Origin of the sequence: Streptococcus sp. HMSC061E03, from assembly GCF_001813505.1 — a bacterium.
Classification (GTDB): domain Bacteria; phylum Bacillota; class Bacilli; order Lactobacillales; family Streptococcaceae; genus Streptococcus.
The window spans coordinates 352,457-371,894 of the sequence record NZ_KV812784.1 but is presented as its reverse complement, the minus strand read 5'-3'; the positions used below and the strand labels follow the sequence as shown (position 1 = coordinate 371,894).

The following is a 19,438-nucleotide window of genomic DNA, read 5'->3' as shown; positions in this document are numbered from 1 at the left end:
TCGGTCATTCGTTAGAATTCGATTTCGTCGTCATCCAACTCCACTTCTCCATGGATTTTAATGTATTCTTCGTTTCTGCGATCATCTTCTGCCCAAACAGGGTCTCTCACATCATCCATAAAGGGAATTTCTTCCAAACTCAGCTCATTGGCCTCTTCATAACTCATCGAAAGGATAGCTTCATGTCGGTTTTTAAATTCCTCCACACTTAACCAGTTCTCTTTATTATCTTCGCTAATCTGACCGTCAATTGCTGTTGCGATTTCAATAGCCATAATGTAGAAAGCACGTTTATCAACGGTGAGAAGGTCAAGGTGGGTAGAAGCAATTCTTAAACATTCACCTTTCTCACGAAAATCCGACATCATAGCATCTTCATAGTCTAACTGTATATATTCTGACTTATGAGATAAAAAATCATATTTTATCCCTTCCTTAATCTGAACACTTTTCCATCTATCATCATGAGTTTCCTTGTCTAATTCTAAGTGAATAGAAAGTTTCTTAATTGGTAGTTCTAGATACCCCGCATACGACAAATCCGGCTCTATTCCATCTTTTTCCTCAAACCACATTCTCTTCGCTAGTTCTAAATAATCAAACGGAATTTCTTTGGTGTAATCACCTTTAATATATAGTCTCACTCGTCTTCCTCGTCGTCATAAATTCGTTCGCCGTGAATTTTGATGTACTCTTCACGAAGGCGTTCTTCCTCTTCCCATAGAGGATCTTCTACAGGTCTCATACTTTTCAGTTCCTCCACACTGATATCAGTTGCTTGATCGTAGGTTAGGGATAATATATCCTTGTGCAACTCCTTAAAAGTCTCTACATCTATCCAAGTCTGTTTGCCGTCCGAACTAATTTTTCCATCAATTGCACCAGCAACCTCGACTGCCATAATATACATCGCACGTTTATCAACTGTTAAAACATCTGTATGAGAAGTTGCGATACGTAAATAATCCCCACGTTCTCTCCACTCTGTAATGAAAGTTTTTTCAAATTCAAGGGATATATTTTCATATTTATAGGAATTCCACGGATTGTTTAAATCATAAGAGGGGATACTATCCCATCTTGAGTCACAAAAACGCCATTTATCAAAGCTTACTACAAAGTAAAAATCGTCTTGCAACATCTCATCATCACCAACGTTTGAGTATGTAATAGGATGACCCTGCCATTCCTTAAACCACATTTTCCAGAGCAACTCTCTTGTCGTAAAGGTTATTTTTTTCTTAAAATCACTTTTGATATAGAGTCTCATTCGTCTTCCTCGTCGTCATAAACACGTTCGCCATGGATTTTGATGTATTCTTCTCGAAGCCGCTCCTCCTCTTCCCATAGAGGATCTCTTACCGGTACCATTGTCTTTAATTCTTCCAAACTGACTTCAACAGCTTCATCATAAGTCAGTGAAAGAACATCCTTGTGATATTCCTTAAATTCTTCTACACTTAGCCAACTTTGCTTGCCGTCTTCGCTAATTTGACCATCAATGGCAGATGCTACTTCAGTTGCCATAATGTATAAAGCACGTTTGTCAACCGTCAAAATATCTACATGAGTTGAGGCAATTCGAAGAAACTCCCCCTTTTCGCGGTCATCGGAAATAAAGGCATGTTCAAATTCAAGTTCAATATCTTCATATTGCAAGGACAACCAAGGATTGCTCGGAATTATAAAAGGAGCCTTATCCCATCTTTCGTCAACTGAAGCCCATTTGCGCAACTCTGCTCCGAAATAAAAATCATCTTGCAGCATCTCATCATCACCAACGTTGGAGTAACTTATTTTCTTGCCATTTCGTTCTTTAAACCACATCTTCCAAACAAGTTCTCTTGTCGTAAAGGTTATTTTTTTCTTAAAATCACTTTTGATGTATAGTCTCATAAATCTGAGATATCGCCTCCATGTGCTAGTATATATTCTTTTCGACGATTGGCTTCTTCCTCCCAAAGAGGGTCGTCTACCACATCCATCGTTTGAATTTCAGTCAAACTTAGTTCATTTGCTTCTTCAAAAGTTAGAGATAGAATAACCTCGCGCTTTTTCCTAAACTCCTCGACTGTTAGCCATGTCTTCTTATTATCCTCGCTAATTTGCCCATCAATCACCTTTGCAATCTCAAGCGCCATAATGTACATGGCTCGTTTATCAACTGTTAAAACTTCCAGATGCTTGGTTAAAATGCGGAGATAGTTCCCTTTTTCATTGTAGTCTGTAGCGAATGCATCTTCAAACTCTAGGTCAATACATTCGTCAAGATGTGAAAAGAGTCTTCGTACTCCTTCCTTTAGGGGGATATTAGACCATCTCTTATCGGCAGTGCCTTTCCTCAGGGATAAATTTAAGGAAAAATCGTCTTGCAATGCATCATTGTCCCCAGCATTTGAGTAAGAAATTTGCTCATCTTCTGGAAACCACATTTTACCAGCTAGTTCCAAATAGCCATAAGGTACTCTTTTTGTATAATCGCCTTTGATATAGAGTCTCATTCGTCCTTTTCTCTATTCTCTTTATTACCCTCCATCATATCATAATTTAATAAAAAATACATGTTAGCCTGTAGGAATATCGTTTTAAATAGCCCACTGATGAATTTCAATGCATGCTAAAAGCCCTCAGCAATCACTGAGGGCTTGACTGATTAGCGATAGCTAAGAGCACGTTTGATGGTCTTCCATGGTCCAAGGTCATCGGTTTGAAGGATCAGGCTCGCATAGATACGGGCGATGAGAACTGTTCCCACGATGGTAAAGAGAACCGCAATTCCCAATGAAGCCCAAGATTCAAGACCAGTCGCATAGCCATTGATGGTACGGAAAGGCATGAAGAAGGTTGAGAAGAAAGGAATGTAGGAACCGATCTTCAATAAGAAGACGTCACCGGTACTTCCCAAGGTGGTTACCCCAAGGAAGCTAAAGATAACTAACATCATCAGTGGTGAAATCGCTTTTCCTGAATCTTCTGGTCGTGCAACTGTAGAGCCTAAGAAGGCAGAGAGCACCACATACATAAAGATCCCAAGGATAATGAAGAAGACGGTATTAAGCGAGATCGCTTCTGCTAGGTGTTGGGTTATAGGAGAGTTTGGAGCGAGAAAATCCTTGACAACTGGGATATCTGCTCTAAAGATCCAAACCGCTACTAGACCAACAACATAGACAAAAATATGGGTAAAGATCACTCCGAAGAGTCCGAGCATGCGTGCGAAGAAATAGTCGGTTGCTTTGATACTAGAGAAGACCACTTCCATGATCTTAGTTCCCTTTTCACTGGCCACTTCTTGGGCTGTGATACTAGAGTAGAAGATCAAAATCATATAAAGCAGCATTCCCAGACCACCTGCAACCATGGTTTGCACCATTTTCAAGCCTTCTTTTTTCTCGTCAATTTTTTCTTTGAGAGAAACCTGTTGAGACAAGGCTGTCAGTTGCTCTTTGCTTAGATTAGCACGGGCCATATTGATCCCTTGTTGGACTTGGCTTAATTTCGCAGCGACAAGCGATTTTAAATCTGTTTTCATGGCTTGATCGCCAACATAAGTCGCTTCTAGCTGGCCATCTTTTTCATCGACCATTAGGTAAGCAGCTGCTTTCTCGTCCTTGATGGCTTTTTTAGCTGCAGCTTCATCCGTGTAGTCCAAGGTCAAGCCATCGGTTCCTTTGAGGCTTTCTTTGACAGCTGGCACTTCTGTCACCAAGGCCACTTGGTTTTTGGCATCTGTAGAAGAACCTGTCAGATAACCGATTCCAATGCTCAATCCCAAAAAGAGGAAGGGACCGAAGACCATGAAGAGGAAACTCCATGATTTCACTTGTCTGATATAGGTTTCTTTCATTACGACAAACATCTGTTTCATACTTCTACTCCTGATTCAAGTTTAAAGATCTCATCAATAGTTGGGGCTTGGTGGTCAAAGGTTGCTAGGTAGTGGCCCTTGGTCAAGCGGTCAAATAATTCTGGACCAGCTGACGCATCATCCAAGATCAGCTTCCAAGTCCCTTGCTTGGTCATGCTGACCTTGGTCACGTGTGGCAGAGCTTCTAACTCTTCTTTGCTAAAGTCGTTTGAGACAAAGAGGCGAGTCTTGCCATAGCTATTCCGGACCTCTTGGACAGGCCCTGAAAGGACAACCGAACCATCACGGATCATTAGGATATCATCACACAACTCTTCGACATTGGTCATGACGTGGTCAGAAAAGATAATGGTCGCCCCACGCTCTTTTTCTTCAAAGATGACCTGCTTGAGCACCTCTGTATTGACCGGATCCAAGCCGCTAAAGGGTTCATCTAAAATGATCAATTTAGGCTCATGGATCAAGGTGATGATCAGTTGAACCTTCTGTTGGTTCCCTTTTGAGAGACTCTTGATTTTATCGGTCAATTTTCCTTTTACTTGGAGTTTTTCCATCCAGGTTGGTAATTTTTCCTTGACCTCGGCGGTGCTCATTCCTTTTAAGGCAGCCAAATAGCGGACCTGCTCAAAAATCGTGAGTTTAGGCATGAGACTACGTTCTTCTGGCAAATAGCCAATTTCCTTGTAGGTTTCTTGGGTGATCGCTTTGCCACCTAGGCGAATCTCGCCACTGTAGTCCAAAAAGCGCAAGATACTGTGGAAAATAGTTGTTTTCCCGGCACCATTTTTCCCAACTAAGCCAAGGATATGCCCTTGTTGAGCGGTCAGATCTACTCCGAAGAGAACCTGCTTATTCCCAAAGCTTTTTTCTAAATTTCTAATTTCTAACATAGATGACTCCTTTACTCTTTATAATAACGTTTGGTAATTTTGTATTGTGAGACCAAGATATAGAGATAAATCAGTGACACAACAACTAAGGCTAATAAGATATCGGTATGGAAAAAGGTACCAATCAAGAAAATTCCAATTAAAGCAAAAGGCAATATATAATTGCTTAACTTAATGATAATTTCATAGTTTTCCTCGTAGCTAATCTGCTTTTCTGCTTCATCCATCATACTCATCATAAATTCCCGCACTTCCTTGGCATTGGCATTGCGGGGAATCGGTTTTCCATAAATCAGATGGAAGGTCTTGCGAAAGAAGATATCCGATAGGAAAAATAGGGCAAACAAGACAAGAAAGAGATAGAGCATGGTAAAGTCTCCAAAGATAAAAGCCATGTCCCCAGCGCCAGGTCTGTCTAAGTCGACCAATTGACTATAAAAAATGATGACTAATAAGTAGGGCAAGAGCATGATGCCTTTAAAAATAGTCGCTAACCCATACAGTTTTTTCCTTTGGATGTCATAGTGATAGGCTTCATCCTCGTCTTCTATCTGGAGCATTTTTTGATGGACTTTTCTCGCGCGCATCAGGAAGGTTATCGTGAGTATAAATGCGACTAAGAATAAAACTGCTGAGCCCAAAAGGAGTATTTTTTTACTAAATAAGGATTGAATTTCCAGAGGCTTTTCGGATCCGAACATTCTTGTCAAAAATCCGATAACTCCTCCTATCAAGCCGGAAACTGTAATGATTCCGACATTTCTCCAAAAACGGTAACGAGGGGTTCGTTCTTGTTGTTGCTTTTTCATTGTTATTCCTCTTCCTCTACTAGACTAAAAACATTCTCCACCGGTTCCTTGAAAATCTGGGCGATGGTGATGGCAATGATAACCGAAGGGGTGTATTCACCCCGCTCCAAGAGACTGATCGACTGGCGCGAGACTCCAGCTAGCTTGGCTAGCTCGGATTGGTTGAGCCCATCACGCGCCCTCAGCTCTTTCAGTCGATTTTTTAAGATCATGGCTTTCGCCCCCTTATAGTTGAATATCTTGAATATCTTCAATACGGACTAATTTGGTTTCTCTTTGTTGTTTATTGGTCTCACGACTCAATTTAACCCAATCTTCATCGATATCTATAATCTCATATTCGGTTCCAAAACCATTTACTGTGACAGTGACCGTTTGGCCTTTCAATTCTTCTAAAAGTCTAGACATGTCTTGATTTCCTTTCACTTGTTTTTCTAATCTTTTAATACGTTTGTTCAACTTTTTTATCTTCTTTTCTGTGCTTGCATAAATGATAACCAGAAAAGGGATAAATAGAATCCATATAGCTCCCATAAGAATACCTCCTCTTCTTTCAACTAAAAACATTGTAACACTTCTTTTTCTTTTTGACAAGTATATTTGTCAAAAAAATAAAAATATTTGTCAAAAATAAAAATATGATTGACAAGATCATTTGAGGTAAGAAATAAAAGGTCCGTATTTGCGTACCTTTTAGCGTTCCTTTTTCCATTGACAAGATTTAGAAAAAATTTTTATAATGAAGAAAATACTACTAAGGAGAATCTACATGACGATTCGTTTAGCTCAACCAAATGATATTCCTGCTTTGCTTGGTCTCTTAGAACAGATTCTTTCCGTCCACCACCAACTCCGTCCCGATATTTTCAAAGGAAGTGGCGGAAAATATAGTAAAGAAGAGTTAAAACAGTTAATAGCGCAAGAACATACACCGATTTTCGTCTACGAAAATGCGGATGGCCAGATCCTAGGACATCTCTTTGTCACCATTAAAGAAGTCTCTGACAATCCTGTGCTTCATCCGATAAAAACCCTCTTCATCGAAGACTTGTGTGTCGATCAAGCAGCGCGTGGGCAAAAGATCGGTGATCAACTCTATCAATTCGCTGTCAACTATGCTAGGGAAATTGGTTGCTACAACCTAACTCTCAATGTTTGGAATGACAACGAGGGAGCCCTTCGCTTCTATCAAAGACAGGGTATGAACCCTCAAGAAACTGTCATGGAAACAATCTTATAAAACTGATTAAAAAACCGTTGATGCATCTCATCAACGGTTTTTCATATACACATTTGTTACCGCACTTCTGCGTTTACTTTTTCTTCTAGTGAAGCTTGGATTTTTTCCATGTAGCGTGCGACTTCTTCGTCTGTCAAGCTATCTTCTGGATTTTGGAAGGTCAAGCTGTAGGCCATGGACTTCATGCCGAGTCCTAGTTTTTCACCTGAGAAGACGTCAAAGAGTTTGATAGCTGTCAAACGTTTCACACCTGCAGCTTGAATGGCATCAACCACCTCTTGGTGAGTCACTTCTGCTTTGAGGAGAAGGGCGATATCACGGCTCACAGCTGGGAATTTGGTGATTTCCACAAAGGCTGCGGCTGGTTGAAGAGCTGCTTCAATAGCAGATAAGTTCAATTCTGCCACATAGGTTTCTGGGATATCATAAGACTTAGCTGTTACAGGATGCACTTGCCCCAATACCCCAATCACCTGGTCACCAAGTGAGATCAAGGCTGTACGACCTGGGTGGAGACTCTTGATTTCTTGTGTTGCTGTATAAGTCACTTCAAGACCCAAGCGAGCAAAAAGGGCTTCTAAAATTCCCTTAGCATAGAAGAAATCAACTGGAACCGCTGCTGTTTGGAAGTCTTTTTCAGCGACTAAACCAGTCAATGCAAAAGCAAAGCTGTTGATTTCATTTGGCAAGTCTTCTTTTGGATTGCCTTTTTGTTCAAAGACTTTTCCGATCTCATAAAGAGCCAAGTCTTTGTTCTTACGCGCTACGTTGTAGGCAACTGTATCCAAAATACCTGAAACCATATTTTGACGGAGGACCGAACGGTCCACAGTCATTGGCCACATGAGCTCCGTTAAGTTACTTGGTGCAGTTGTAAACTCCACTGCTTTTTCAGGAGTTGTCAGAGCGTAGGTGATGATTTCTGTCAATCCAGCACCTTCTGCAATGGTACGAACTTGACGACGCAATTTTTGAGTCGCTGTCAATTCACCGGCTGTCCCGTCATCTTTTGGAAGGGTTGCTGGTAATTTGTCATAACCATAAATTCGAGCAATTTCTTCAAAGAGGTCCGCTTCGATAGTGATGTCCCAACGGCGACGAGGAACGCTCACTGTGAAGCTTTCTGCATTTCCAGAAAGACCAAATCCAAGACGACGGAAGACATCTTCTACATCCGCATAAGAAAGTTCTGTACCAAGGACACGGTTGACGTCTGCAAGAGTGGAAGAAACTTCTACATCAGAAGTATCCAATTCACCTGCTGAAATAATGCCCTTACGCACGGTCGCACCAGCAAGTTCAGCAATCATACTTGCTGCTGCATCAAGGGCTTCATTGACAGTTGCCACATTGATGCCTTTTTCAAAGCGTGAAGATGATTCAGAACGAAGGTTGAGACGACCACTTGTCTTACGGATAGATTTTCCATTGAAGACAGCGGCTTCAAGGACGACACGAGTAGATTTTTCAGAAATTTCTGTAGCCTCTCCACCCATGACACCTGCAAGGGCAACAGGTTTATCAGCAACCGTAATCACGAGGTCACTTGTTTCCAACTCACGCTCTTCCCCGTCCAAGGTCACCAATTTCTCACCTGCACGCGCTTCACGCACACAGATGTCATTTCCTTCAAAGGTATCCAAGTCAAAGGCATGCATAGGCTGACCAAAGTAAAGCAAGATATAGTTGGTCACGTCGACCACATTATTGATGGGACGGATACCTTCATTCATGAGGAGGTTTTGCAACCATTGTGGACTTGGTGCGATGGTCACATTGTCCAAGATACGAGCTGCATAGTATGGTGCCTTATCTGTGTCAATGCTGACAGAAAGAGCATCGGCTGCAGCTTGGTCTGTTTCTGTTAAGGTAAATTCTTTAAAGTTGACTGCCTTGTCATAGATAGCTGCTACTTCGTGAGCTACCCCACGCATAGAAAGAGCGTCTGCACGGTTAGGTGTGATAGAAAGCTCGATGATTTCATCATCCAAGTCGAGGTAAGAGAAGACTTCCTCACCTGGAACAGCTTCTTCTGGCAAGATTTGGATGCCATCTGCAAATTCTTTCGATACAACGGAGTCAGAAATCCCTAATTCTCCAAGTGAACAGATCATTCCGAGTGACTCTAAGCCACGGATTTTCCCTTTTTTAATCTTGTAGTTATCTGCGATGCGAGCACCTGGAAGAGCCACCATCACCTTGATGCCTGCACGCACATTTGGTGCTCCACAGACGATTTGACGCGCTTCTTCTTCACCCACATTAACTTGGCAGACATGAAGGTGTGTCTCTGGCACATCTTCACAAGACAAAACTTCTCCGACGACAATTTTTGAGAGACCATCAGCAGGCGATTCCACACCTTCTACTTCGATCCCTGTAGTTGACATTTTTTCAGCCAACTCTTGTGATGGCACATCAATGTCCACCAATTCTTTTAACCATTTATAACTAACTAACATATGTAAGATACCAAGGGCTAAGCTGAAATCTATATATCTTTCCTAGATCTCCATCCACCCTCGTTTTGATCCTTTCATTTTGTGTTTTCCAGCTCGAGGCTGGCTTAGGAAGGTCTAGTAACCTCCCCTTCTCTAGAATAGAAGTTTCTTGTTCCTTCTAGATCAATTTCTTTCTCAACAACCAGTCTGTATCCACGGTATCTCCGGTGATATACTGGTGTTCACTAAATCGTTCAAATCCAAAGCGGTAGTAAAAATCTTGCGCCTTAAAGTTGCGTTCCCATACACCTAGCCAAGCCCACTCAAAGCCACGACTCTTGGCTTGATCCAGCGCAAAGGTAAACATTTCCTTGCCGAAACCAGCCCCTTGACATTCCTTCTTGACATAGATCCGTTGGATCTCAAAGGACTTGTCCATCTCTACTGGCTCCGTTTGGGCCTTGCCCCAGTTAAACTTGAGAAAACCACAGATTTCTTGTTCTTCATTGAGGACAAAATAGGTTTCGGATTCTGGATCTAGCAGATCCTTCTCAATTTGCTCCAAAGAGAGCACAGTAGAGAAGTAATCTTCCAAATCTTCCTCAACAATATAGGGACCAAAGGTATCCCGATAGGTTTCCACTTCTAGGTCACGTAAGGTCTCTAATTGATCGATTTTTACTCTAACTAACATGATTATTTAAACTGTTCTGAGAAGCGAACATCCCCTTGATAGAAGCCACGGATATCATTGATTCCGTAACGAAGCATGGCCACACGCTCTTGACCAAGTCCAAAGGCAAATCCTGAATAGATTGTTGGATCAATGCCACTCATCTCAAGGACGCGTGGGTGAACCATACCAGCTCCCATGATTTCAATCCAACCAGTTTTCTTACATACGTTACATCCCGCTCCACCACACTTAAAGCAAGAAACGTCCACTTCAACCGATGGCTCAGTGAATGGGAAGTAAGAAGGACGCAAACGGATTTGACGTTCTGCACCAAACATCTTTTGCACGATCAATTGAAGCGTTCCTTGAAGGTCCGCCATAGAAATGTTTTTCCCAACGACCAAACCTTCGATTTGATGGAATTGGTGGCTGTGGGTCGCATCATCTGTATCTCGACGGAAAACACGCCCTGGAGAGATCATCTTCAAAGGCCCCTTGCTAAAGTCATGTGCATCCATCGCCCGCGCCTGTACAGGTGAAGTATGGGTCCGAAGCAAGATTTCTTCTGTGATGTAGAAGGTATCCTGCATATCACGAGCTGGGTGATCCTTTGGCAAGTTCATGCGTTCAAAGTTGTAGTAGTCTTTTTCGACTTCAAAGCCGTCTACGACTTGATACCCCATCCCGATAAAGATATCTTCGATTTCTTCACTAGTTTGGGCCAAAATATGACGGTAACCACTAGCAACTGGACGTCCTGGAAGGGTCACATCGATGCTTTCGCTCGCTAGTTTAGCTTGGACTTTCTTTTCTTCCAAGAGTTTGGCAGTTTCTTCAAAGGCAGCCGTCAAGACATCACGGGCTTCATTGACGTGTTTCCCGATAACCGGACGCATCTCAGCAGAGACATCTTTCATCCCTTTGAGGATCTCAGTCAGAGATCCTTTTTTCCCAAGGACAAAGACCCGTAGTTCTTGCATCTCTTTTTCATTTTCAGCAGATATCTGCTTCAAGGCTGCCAGCGTTTCTTCTCGAAGCGCTTTTAGTTGTTCTTCAATCGTTGACATATTTCCTCCATCATGGTCTTCACTCAGACATAGAAAAAACCACGCGCCACACCCTCATTCGGAGCGTTGACACGCGGTACCATCCGTTTTTATCTGAAACTCAGACCTTAATTCATAAATCCTTTCGCAAGTGAATTCACTCAGCTTTCATGCAAAGAGCTTTCAGTCACGGCTCTTCTCCCTGTGGCACTTCCCTTGAGGTACTAGTCTTGCAGATTTCTATTCAGTTACCTTTTAGTTTATCAGATTTTTAGTTAAAAAACAAGTTAGATGAGACTAATTCCAATACAAAAGGGAACAAGACGCAGTGCATTATCTATTGGCCTGGTCTGCTTCATCTGCTTTCTTTTTCAAGAGAAGGGTTGCTGCTTGGTTAAAACCATCACACCAGTTATACCATTTTGCTTCATACTCATCTTGAGGTAAGATACGATGTTTTAAATCCAAAACAGAGTCTATCTTTCTTTCCTCGCAAGCTTGCGCATAGAGAGCATACAAGGCATCGCCACCATCTCTATCAAACTCAGCAGAAATCATATCCCGACCTGCCAATAAAGCCTGATAAGCCCTGTGATGCCCGTCTGTAATCAAGAAGCGATTTCCAAATGCAAGAACACTAATTGGATCCACATTGATGATGTCTGCCGACTGATCCAGCATCTGGATAGCTTGTAACTTCTTTTCTGATAAATATAGTTGGGTCGGATGAAGATCTGTTATATTAACTTCCATATCTTTCTCCTCTATCATGAGTAACAAAGCTGGTCGTGAGCACTGGTAAACATTTTTAAATATCACAATTTAAAGACCTACCAATGCTAAATTCCCCTGCCATTCTTGTGATTCGTTTCCTTTTTATTTAATGACTTGTCCAGCATCTTTCAAGACAGATTCTGGAATAGTAATACCCAATTCATCTGCGACTTTTTTATTGATGACAGATTTTCCTTGGCTAAAGATTTCAACAGGTGTATCCGCAGGTTTTTGACCTTTCAAGATCTTCGCAGCCATTTTACCAGTTGCTACTCCAAGATCATGTTGGTCAACAACGACTGAACCAAGACCACCAGCTTCAACCATGGCCGTCGCACTTGGGAAGATTGGTTTTTTAGCTGTTTTGTTGGCTTCGACAACTGTTGAGAAGGCTGAAGCGATGGTATTGTCGATTGGAACCCAGATGGCATCGACTTTGCCTGACATTACAGACACAGTGGAAGCAATTTCGTTTGTAGAAGGAACAGAATAAGGAACGACCTTGTAGCCTGCTTTTTCAGCCAATTTTGTAAATTCTTCTACTTGAGATTTTGAGTTATCTTCACTGGTTGAGTAAAGAACTCCGATTGTTTTCACGTTTGGAGTCAACTCTTTGATTAATTTCAACTGTTGCTCAGTTGGATTGTGGTCAGATACCCCAGTGATATTGCCACCTGGTTTTTTCAAATCTTTGACCAAGTTTGCGCCGACCGGATCAGTGACAGCTCCCATAACGATGGGTTTGTCTTTTGTTGCACTAGCCAATCCTTGAGCAGATGGAGTTGCAATTCCAATCAAGACTTGGTTATCCTTGTCTACCAATTGTTTACTCATGGTTGCAACTTTGTTTTGGTCGCCTTCAGCATTAAGGAAATCAATGTCCACTTTATCCTTATCATAACCTTCTTCAGCCAAACCATCTTGAATTCCCTTGTAGATCAAGTCAAGCGAAGGGTGGCTGACCAGCTGTAAGACCCCAACTTTAGCCTTTTCATTGCTGCTTGCTGCCTTGTTGTCTTTGCCTGCTGTAGCTGAATAGATCGCTGTCCCAATGACTGCTGCTGCAATCAAACCAATAATTCCCATTAAACGTTTATTTTTCATTTTTAATACCTCTTCTATTTTTCATTTTCTTCTTTTTTTCCATCATCTAAAGACTGCGACGCCATCGTTTCTTCATATCTTTTCTCCCTTCTCATCTAAAACAAAAAACACGCCCACACATAGCAAAAGCTATGTGAGGACGTGTCATCGCGGTGCCACCTCACTTATGGGAAAAGGATAGTCTCTCCCCATATCTCTGTCTTGTCTAGCAACAAGTTGCACGATAAGGTGTGCCAACCGAATTTTTATTGTTTCAAATTCATCTCATCATTAGTCCAATTTCATAAACTGCCGCTACCCACTCTCAGCAACCGTGGGCTCTCTTGAAACTTTCATTTACTACTTTTCTAATTTCTTACATTTTAAAATTTTCTTACAAAAATGTCAATACTTTTTCAGTATTTTTTTGGAAACGTTCGCATTTTCTATATTACTTCCTCTTGCTTCTTTCTGGGATTTCCGTTCTATTTTTGATATAATTTACTAGAATAAACGCTAGAATGATGAGGAATCCCATGTCTTTTGATGGATTTTTTTTACACCATATGGTCCACGAATTGAAAGCTGAACTCTTAAGTGGTCGCATTCAAAAAATTAACCAACCTTTCGAGCAAGAATTGGTACTCCAGATCCGAGGCAATCGGAAAAACCAAAAACTCTTGCTCTCTGCCCATTCTGTCTTTGGACGGATTCAACGGACCCAGACCAACTTTGAAAATCCTGCCTTTCCCAATACCTTTATTATGGTTATGCGTAAATATCTTCAAGGCGCTGTCATTGAAGGAATTGAGCAAATGGAGAACGACCGGATTCTTGAAATCCGTGTCTCCAATAAAAACGAAATTGGAGATGCCATTTCTGTCAGCTTGATGATCGAAATCATGGGCAAGCACAGTAATATTATTCTCCTAGACCGGACCAGCAATAAAATCATCGAGGCCATCAAACATGTCGGCTTCTCACAAAATAGCTACCGGACCATTCTTCCTGGATCAACCTATGTAGCCCCTCCGAAAACCGACGCGGCCAATCCTTTTACAATTGGAGATGAAGCCCTCTTCGCCCTTCTTCACAAGGAAGAGTTAAGTCCCAAAAACCTTCAAAAATGTTTCCAAGGTTTGGGGCGAGATACGGCTCAAGAATTAGCCAAGCGACTTGAGACCGATGAAAAATTAAAGACCTTCCGGACCTTTTTCAAGACACCTTCTGAGCCTCGCCTAACGACCAAATCCTTCTCGGCTATCCCCTTTGCGGATGCGTCGAGTCAAACATTTGAGACACTTTCAGATCTACTGGATGACTATTACCGAGACAAGGCTGAGCGCGATCGGGTGCAACAACAGGCCAGTGAATTAATCCGCAAGGTTGAAAACGATCTTGAAAAGAACCGAAAAAAATTAGCCAAACAAGAAGCTGAGTTAGCGGCGACCGACAATGCGGAAGAATTCCGCCAAAAAGGAGAATTGCTGACCACCTTCCTCCATCAGGTCCCCAACGACCAAGACCAGGTTGTTTTGGATAATTACTATACAAATGAACCGATCACCATCCAACTTAACAAGGCCCTGACCCCCAATCAAAATGCCCAACGCTACTTTAAACGCTACCAGAAGTTAAAAGAAGCCGTCAAACATTTGACCATCCTCATTCAAGAAACCAAGGAAACCATTTCTTATCTTGAAACGGTTGAAACAGCCCTTTCTCAAGCGAGTCTGGCTGAGGTGGCAGAGATTCGAGAAGAGCTAATCCAGACCGGCTTTATCAAACGGCGCAACCGCGAAAAAATTCATAAACGGAAAAAACCAGAAAAATACCTGGCTAGTGATGGAAAAACCATCATTTTAGTGGGTCGCAATAATCTGCAAAACGATGAACTGACCTTTAAGATCGCTAAGAAAGATGAACTCTGGTTCCATGCCAAGGATATCCCGGGAAGCCACGTCGTCATTACAGGAAATCTCGATCCAACAGATGAAGTGAAAACCGACGCTGCAGAATTGGCCGCCTACTATTCCAAGGCCCGTCTCTCAAACTTGGTCCAAGTAGATATGATCGAAGCCAAGAAACTCAATAAACCAACTGGTGGAAAACCAGGTTTTGTCACCTACACCGGCCAAAAAACTCTGCGGGTCACCCCCGAAGAAGAAAAAATCAAAGCCATGAAACTAACAGACTGATTTCAAAAATATAAGGTTGAGCTTCGCTCAACCTTTTTATTCTGCTTTATTAATGTCTTCTTTGACCTCATCAACATTGAATTTGGCAAAGAGGTACTGACGGTCTTGAACTGGGAAACGTTGATCCAGCTGATCGATGGCCCCCACCTCTACAATCCCTTCTGTGATGACAAAATCCATGACATGGCCACCAAAGGTGTGGTCATCTGAGATAAAGTGCAAATGATAACCAGCCACGCTCACGCCATGGAAAATTTCTGGTGTCCAAAAACCGACGATGGTTCCAGTGACATTTTCTCGTGTATACTCTGGCTGATGGGTTGCAACCTCTGCAAACTTCATCTCTGGTGTTGATTTTGGAATCATACGGACATGCATCTTGGCAAAGTCACCACGAATCTTAATGGAGCGGAAAAGATTTTCCCCATCATAATAAGACTCAATACGGGCTTCCAATTCCTCGTCCGTCATTTCAAAGCGTTGGCGGAAAATCACTTCTGCTTGGTGAGGGACGACTGCTGCATAGGGAACCTTGGCATCCGGAGAAACTTCGACTATTTCAGGATGGTCCCCTGATCCCTTGGCCTGATATGCCTTACCATCTAATACGATCAACTCTCCATCAATAGAATCAAGCGTCCCAACTCCTAGATCTCCGTGTTCCAAGAGTTCTCCAATCGTAAATGAACCCCCGTACAGACCCGCCATTAGGGCACCTAAGGTATTGTATTGAAAAAGTTTCACTGGTTCCATGTTTTTCTCTCCTCATTCTATCTTCTACCAGTATACCACAAACTATTCCGAATCTTCACGATATGGTTTTGATTAGAGGCTATCATAGAGGGTTTGCATCTGCACATCGTCTGGTACGATCGCCAAATACTGATTAGCCACTTCACGCGCCTTCGTCACATCTCCAGCCTCACGCAACAAATAAACATAGGCTTCGAGGAACTCTGGGTTGTCCTTTAAATCCTCATAGAGCTCTTGGTAGGCTGAGACGGCCTCTTCTGTTTTCTCCAAGGCAGCCAAGGCACGGGCAATGTTCCACCGAGTGACAACTGTTTCGACTTCTTCATTTTGCCAAGCCAAGACTTGGTCAAAGCGTTCCTGTTCCAAATAAAGGGTGGTCAGGCGAAGAGCAATCTCTTCGAGATCATCTGCCACTTCTTTAGCCTCTAATAGATAAGCTTCTGCCTGTTCAGGCTGGTGAAGTTCATAAGAAAGCTGAGAAGCAAGAAGCTTCAATTGGGCATCAAAGGGATTCTTCTGGATCCCTTGTTTAGCAATCTCAAGCGCTTTTTCACGGTCATTTTCAGCCTGTAAAGCCAAGGCATAACCGTACTCATAGCCCTCAAAATCAGGCGACAAGGTATCAATTTGTTTGTAGTAGATCAGGGCTTTTTGGAATTCTTCTTGGTCAGACAATAAGGTCGCTAATTCGTAAGCAATCTGGTCATCAAACTCAATCTCCAGAGCCTTCTCTAAGAAAGGAACAGCTGCTTCAAACTTACCAAGATTGGCATAAGCAAAACCGATCCGTTGATAGGTGGAAATTCCTGTTGCTTCCAAAATCTCCCGATTGTCTAACTGGGCATACTCTTGGATAGCCTCTTGGTAGCGTTCCAATTCCAGATCAATTTCAGCTAGTCCTAATTGAATGATGGGATCATCAGACAGACGGGCTGCTTCAACTAATTTTTCACGCGCCACATCTGCTAAGCCTTCCATCTGATAGAGATCCGCCTTAACCAAGAGACTGGCCACATACCAGTTTGATTCAGATCCAATTTCTTCTAAATACGCAAAGGCCTCTTCCGTTTGGCCTTCCTCTGCAAGGATGGTTGCCAAACTTAGATACACTTCTGGATAGCTTTCTGCAATCTGTTCATAGATCTCTTTTGCCTGAGGGTAAAAACCGATACTTTCAAGATATTGACCTAAATCCAATAATTGTGCTTCACTATCTTCTAACAAAGCCTGTTGAAATTGAACTTCTGCCTCTTCTAGCTCTTGCCGATCGAGAGCCTCTACCATTTGTTGACTATGACTCACTGTGTGTTTCCTCTTCTACTTCATTGTGTTCTTCATACAAGCCACTGACGACCTTATACCATTCAAAGATAGCTCCGATCACCACCTTAGCAGATGCATAGACTGGAATTCCAAGGAAAACTCCCCAGATTCCAAACATAGATCCTGATGTCAAGAGCACAAATAAAATGGTAATTGGATGGATATTTAACTGGCTTCCCAAAACCAAAGGTGATACAAAACGTCCTTCAATGGTTTGCTCCACTGCAAATACAATCAAGACCTTAATAAACATCTCTGGCCCTGCTACCAAACCCAATACTAAGGCAGGTAACATGGCTAAGAAACTACCCAAGTATGGGATCAAATTCAAGATTCCCGCAGAGATCCCCAGTGTCACCGCATAGCGCAAGCCAATGATCTTAAAGAAGATGATGAACATAATGGCGACGACAATGGCTACCGTAATTTGCCCTCGAACGTAGTTGGAGAGTTGGGTGTTGACATCTGAGAGAACTTGTTCAGCCGATTTACGAATCTTAGTTGGTAAGAAGCGAACAATGTGGCCCTTTAAATTTTTTCCATCTCGAAGAAGATAAAAGACAATAAAAGGCATGATGATCAAGGCAACAATAACTTGCGAAGCCACTCCGATCAAGTTGCTGACCCAATTGACAGCCCGCCCAGAGATCGAACTGGCCCAAGAAGTAATGTTTGCAGACAGTTCCTTAGTGATCTCATCTAACTGGGGTTTGATATCAGAGGAGACGCGATTATCTAGAAAATCATCGATGGTTGCATTGGCCTTCTCCAAATAAGACGGCAAGTTATGAAAGAAACTCACCACTTGTCGTTGGACGGATGGAATCACTACAGCTAGACCCCAAATTAAAAGCACTGCAATCAAGAAAAAGACTAAGGAAATCGCAAAAATACGCTTGAGTCCTTTTCTTTCAAGAAAGTCAACAATAGGGTTAAGCAGGTAATAGAGCAAACCAGAGATAATAACAGGCAGCATGACGGCTCCTGCAAACTCAAAAATAGGAATAAAAATAAAGGTGATTTTACTCAAAACCAAAAGGTTCAAGCCCAACAGCAAGGTAACTAAAAATACGGTAATGGCCTTGTTGTCTAAAAACCATCTAAAAAACCAGGACAAACTAAACTGTTTTTCTTTATTATCCACAGAGAACTCCTTTTCATTTCAATCTGTTTCTATTTTAGCATTTTTTGAGCTTGAAGTTACGAAAAAACTAGCAAAATAAGAAAGAAAGGCCCTCGCCTTTTCAACTAGCAATTGCCTTCCAATAGGACCTTTGATATAATAAACCTAACAAATCATACGAGGTGACCTATGTCTCAAACCATTTATTTCGGTACCTATACCAAAAAAGAATCCAAAGGAATTTACAAGGCACAATTTGATCCTGAAACAGGGACATTGAGCCAACTTGAACTAGTGGCAGCTGAGCCCAATCCAACCTATATCGCTTTTTCTGAAAAAGGCAACCTCTACAGTGTCGGAGCTGAAGAGGGAAAAGGAGGAATCGCAAGCTTTACAGCTGATTTTCAGCTGCTCAATCACGTCGTTGAAGAGGGAGCACCACTCTGCTATGTCTCTGTCGATGACAAGCGTCAACTGGTCTATGGAGCCAACTATCACAAAGGCCAAGTTCTCGTATATCAGCTAGAGGCAGATGGGCGTTTATCCTTTGTCGATCAAGACACCCACCAAGGAAGTGGTCCTCATGCCAATCAAGCAAGTCCACATACCCACTATGCAGACCTTACACCAGATCAGTACCTGATCACGTGTGACCTAGGAACAGATAGTTTGCATGTCTATGATGTTAGCGAGGAAGGAAATCTAACCCTGATCAATCAGTATCAAACAGCCCCAGGGGCAGGACCTCGTCACCTGGTCTTTCATCCTCACTATAAGACTGCTTATCTCATCAATGAATTAAATGCTACGATCGATGTACTCTTTTATGACGGTATGGGTGAATTCGAACACTTCCAAACTGTTTCCACACTTCCATCAGACTACGATGGTCAAAAATGGGCTTCTGCGATCAAGCTCTCAGCTGATGGAAAATTCCTCTATGCATCTAACCGTGCTCACAATTCCATTGCTGTCTTCAAAGTTGTGGCTGATGGTAGCCTAGAACTGATTGAAATTGTTCCAACTCAAGGGCTCAATCCACGTGATTTCACACTTAGTCCTGATCAAAACCACCTAATCGCAGCCCATCAAGATTCACCTAATGCCACCGTCTTCAAGCGGGATCCTGCTAGCGGAAAATTGACCCTTCTATCTGACGACTTCTATGTTCCAGAGGCCGTTTGTACGGTTTTTCATTAAGTCGTTTTAGTTGT

20 protein-coding genes and 1 other annotated feature are annotated in these 19,438 nt (G+C 42.3%); of the genes, 3 read left to right on the top strand and 17 right to left on the bottom strand.

Translation table 11 applies throughout. The features are described from left to right. Positions 1 to 11: 11 nt before the first annotated feature. The 9 genes from HMPREF2917_RS02025 to HMPREF2917_RS01985 all read right to left on the bottom strand — a co-directional run bounded on the left by HMPREF2917_RS02025 (position 12) and on the right by HMPREF2917_RS01985 (position 6,101). Positions 12 to 644, bottom strand: a complete 633-nt coding sequence (locus HMPREF2917_RS02025) for a hypothetical protein (RefSeq protein ID WP_070588843.1) — start codon at positions 642 to 644, stop codon at positions 12 to 14. Continuing rightward, complete coding sequence (locus HMPREF2917_RS02020; protein WP_070588842.1) at positions 641 to 1,270, bottom strand: hypothetical protein; 630 nt, start codon at positions 1,268 to 1,270, stop codon at positions 641 to 643. Before HMPREF2917_RS02020 ends, HMPREF2917_RS02025 begins: the two co-directional genes overlap by 4 nt. Beyond that, positions 1,267 to 1,896 (bottom strand): hypothetical protein, encoded by a 630-nt coding sequence (locus HMPREF2917_RS02015; protein ID WP_070588841.1) that lies wholly within the window; start codon positions 1,894 to 1,896, stop codon positions 1,267 to 1,269. The genes HMPREF2917_RS02020 and HMPREF2917_RS02015 overlap by 4 nt, the downstream gene beginning before the upstream one ends. Next, entirely contained in the window at positions 1,893 to 2,501 is a 609-nt protein-coding gene (locus HMPREF2917_RS02010; RefSeq protein ID WP_070588840.1) for a hypothetical protein, read from the bottom strand. The genes HMPREF2917_RS02015 and HMPREF2917_RS02010 overlap by 4 nt, the downstream gene beginning before the upstream one ends. Positions 2,502 to 2,653: 152 nt before the next feature. Further along, entirely contained in the window at positions 2,654 to 3,868 is a 1,215-nt protein-coding gene (locus tag HMPREF2917_RS02005; protein WP_070588839.1) for an ABC transporter permease, read from the bottom strand. Beyond that, entirely contained in the window at positions 3,865 to 4,758 is an 894-nt protein-coding gene (locus HMPREF2917_RS02000) for an ABC transporter ATP-binding protein (protein WP_021153540.1), read from the bottom strand. Before HMPREF2917_RS02000 ends, HMPREF2917_RS02005 begins: the two co-directional genes overlap by 4 nt. An 11-nt stretch (positions 4,759 to 4,769) precedes the next feature. Continuing rightward, a complete protein-coding gene (locus HMPREF2917_RS01995; protein ID WP_070588838.1) occupies positions 4,770 to 5,567 on the bottom strand; it encodes a DUF3169 family protein in 798 nt (265 codons plus the stop codon). A 2-nt stretch (positions 5,568 to 5,569) separates the two neighbouring features. After that, a complete protein-coding gene (locus HMPREF2917_RS01990) occupies positions 5,570 to 5,779 on the bottom strand; it encodes a helix-turn-helix transcriptional regulator (protein WP_023918610.1) in 210 nt (69 codons plus the stop codon). A gap of 13 nt (positions 5,780 to 5,792) precedes the next feature. Beyond that, on the bottom strand, positions 5,793 to 6,101 hold the full coding sequence (locus HMPREF2917_RS01985) for a hypothetical protein (protein WP_070588837.1): 309 nt from the start codon (positions 6,099 to 6,101) through the stop codon (positions 5,793 to 5,795). 235 nt (positions 6,102 to 6,336) lie between these two features. Here HMPREF2917_RS01985 and HMPREF2917_RS01980 point away from each other — a divergent pair, with 235 nt between their 5' ends. Next, complete coding sequence (locus HMPREF2917_RS01980; RefSeq protein WP_070588836.1) at positions 6,337 to 6,807, top strand: GNAT family N-acetyltransferase; 471 nt, start codon at positions 6,337 to 6,339, stop codon at positions 6,805 to 6,807. A gap of 56 nt (positions 6,808 to 6,863) precedes the next feature. Here the strand turns inward: HMPREF2917_RS01980 and pheT are convergent, their stop codons facing one another. The 5 genes from pheT to trpX all read right to left on the bottom strand — a co-directional run bounded on the left by pheT (position 6,864) and on the right by trpX (position 12,848). Next, complete coding sequence (gene pheT / locus HMPREF2917_RS01975) at positions 6,864 to 9,269, bottom strand: phenylalanine--tRNA ligase subunit beta (protein ID WP_070588835.1); 2,406 nt, start codon at positions 9,267 to 9,269, stop codon at positions 6,864 to 6,866. Positions 9,270 to 9,426: 157 nt separating this feature from the next. Beyond that, the gene (locus HMPREF2917_RS01970; RefSeq protein ID WP_070588834.1) at positions 9,427 to 9,942 is read right to left on the bottom strand and encodes a GNAT family N-acetyltransferase; all 516 of its coding nucleotides are present in this window, start codon (positions 9,940 to 9,942) and stop codon (positions 9,427 to 9,429) included. A 2-nt stretch (positions 9,943 to 9,944) separates the two neighbouring features. Further along, entirely contained in the window at positions 9,945 to 10,991 is a 1,047-nt protein-coding gene (gene pheS, locus HMPREF2917_RS01965; protein ID WP_070588833.1) for a phenylalanine--tRNA ligase subunit alpha, read from the bottom strand. A 312-nt stretch (positions 10,992 to 11,303) separates the two neighbouring features. After that, the gene (locus tag HMPREF2917_RS01960; protein WP_070588832.1) at positions 11,304 to 11,723 is read right to left on the bottom strand and encodes a chromosome partitioning protein ParB; all 420 of its coding nucleotides are present in this window, start codon (positions 11,721 to 11,723) and stop codon (positions 11,304 to 11,306) included. A 123-nt stretch (positions 11,724 to 11,846) separates the two neighbouring features. After that, entirely contained in the window at positions 11,847 to 12,848 is a 1,002-nt protein-coding gene (gene trpX / locus HMPREF2917_RS01955) for a tryptophan ABC transporter substrate-binding protein (protein WP_070588831.1), read from the bottom strand. A gap of 132 nt (positions 12,849 to 12,980) precedes the next feature. Further along, positions 12,981 to 13,213: a binding site (T-box leader), on the bottom strand. 150 nt (positions 13,214 to 13,363) lie between these two features. Between trpX and HMPREF2917_RS01950 the strand changes: the two genes are divergently transcribed. Continuing rightward, positions 13,364 to 15,025 (top strand): Rqc2 family fibronectin-binding protein, encoded by a 1,662-nt coding sequence (locus HMPREF2917_RS01950; RefSeq protein ID WP_070588830.1) that lies wholly within the window; start codon positions 13,364 to 13,366, stop codon positions 15,023 to 15,025. Positions 15,026 to 15,061: 36 nt separating this feature from the next. Here the strand turns inward: HMPREF2917_RS01950 and budA are convergent, their stop codons facing one another. From budA to HMPREF2917_RS01935, 3 genes are all read right to left on the bottom strand, one after another. Beyond that, positions 15,062 to 15,778: an acetolactate decarboxylase gene (gene budA / locus HMPREF2917_RS01945; protein WP_021153550.1), complete on the bottom strand. Its 717-nt coding sequence runs from the start codon at positions 15,776 to 15,778 to the stop codon at positions 15,062 to 15,064. A gap of 72 nt (positions 15,779 to 15,850) precedes the next feature. Next, positions 15,851 to 17,080 carry a tetratricopeptide repeat protein gene (locus HMPREF2917_RS01940; RefSeq protein WP_070588829.1) on the bottom strand — a complete coding sequence of 410 codons (1,230 nt, stop codon included), beginning with the start codon at positions 17,078 to 17,080 and terminating at the stop codon, positions 15,851 to 15,853. Continuing rightward, positions 17,070 to 18,245: an AI-2E family transporter gene (locus HMPREF2917_RS01935; RefSeq protein ID WP_070588828.1), complete on the bottom strand. Its 1,176-nt coding sequence runs from the start codon at positions 18,243 to 18,245 to the stop codon at positions 17,070 to 17,072. Before HMPREF2917_RS01935 ends, HMPREF2917_RS01940 begins: the two co-directional genes overlap by 11 nt. 168 nt (positions 18,246 to 18,413) lie before the next feature. On the opposite strand from HMPREF2917_RS01935, the gene HMPREF2917_RS01930 reads away from it, so the two are divergent. Then, positions 18,414 to 19,424 (top strand): lactonase family protein, encoded by a 1,011-nt coding sequence (locus tag HMPREF2917_RS01930; protein ID WP_070588827.1) that lies wholly within the window; start codon positions 18,414 to 18,416, stop codon positions 19,422 to 19,424. Positions 19,425 to 19,438: the final 14 nt, after the last annotated feature.